This window comes from Streptomyces sp. UNOC14_S4 (assembly GCF_020740835.1).
Classification (GTDB): domain Bacteria; phylum Actinomycetota; class Actinomycetes; order Streptomycetales; family Streptomycetaceae; genus Streptomyces.
The window spans coordinates 1-953 of the sequence record NZ_JAINFC010000980.1; the positions used below are offsets into that span (position 1 = coordinate 1).

Annotated in this window: 1 protein-coding gene; it reads right to left on the minus strand. The window is 74.9% G+C overall.

Features of this window, described 5'->3' with window-relative positions:
- Positions 1-737 (minus strand): ABC transporter permease (locus tag K6I34_RS37455; protein ID WP_229332469.1); only part of this gene is annotated, 737 nt, incomplete at its 3' end.
- Positions 738-953: the final 216 nt, after the last annotated feature.

Genomic DNA, 953 nt, shown 5'->3' on the forward strand with positions numbered 1-953 from the left:
AGTTCCAGCACCACCGCCACCGCCACCACCTGCACCCCCATCAGCGCCACAAGGACGAACAACTGCACCGCCCCCGCCAGCAGCGGCGACGCCCCGCCGAGCAGCATGCCCACGAACGCCCCCGGCAGGGTGACGAGCCCCACAGTCCGGGTCTGGTCCAGGCCCGGGAGCAGCGCGTCGGAGGCCGCCGGGCGGGCGATCTCCAGGCGCGCGTCCCGGTCGAGGAGCCCGAGCGCCATCGCGGCCTCCACCTCGCCGTGCCGGGTGCGCAGCTCGTCCAGGGCCCGGCGCCCCGCCAGGACGGTCGCGGTCAGCGCCCCGCCGATGAGGATGCCGGTCACCGGGATCAGGGCGACGCCCTTGACCGGGACGAGCCCGGTGAGCAGCAGCACCGCGACGACCGGCAGCACGCCCGCGGCGATCGGCACGGCCGTCCACCACCAGGTGTCGTTGTCCGTGACGCGGCGCCCGGCGGTCCGTACGGCCACCGCGTACATCAGCAGGAGGAAGCCCAGGAGCAGCGGCACCGCGTGCACCACCCACCCGATCAGGGCGGACACGGCCGCGAGCTGGGCTGCCGCGCGCAGCCCGGCGACCGCGATCGCCCGGCCGTAGCCGCGCTCCCGCCCGTCGGCCAGTCGCGCGAGCGCGGCCACCGTCACGGTGGCGAGCAGGAGGACGGCGAGCACCACCCCGAGCGTGGTGTTGACAGGCAGCAGCGCTGCGGAGGCGAGCACTCCGCCACCCTACGTCGGTGAACTCCCCCGCACCCCGGGGCACGTTGACCGCGCGTCGGCCACGCGGTCGGCCACGTGCCGGCCACACGTCAGCCACACGTCAGCCACACAGCCGGTCACATATCGGGGTGATCCCGCACCAGCCTGACCACTTCCGCCCCACCCCTTGCGCCTGACATGTCCGCGTCGCCACGCTGTAACCCGGCGAGCACCCCC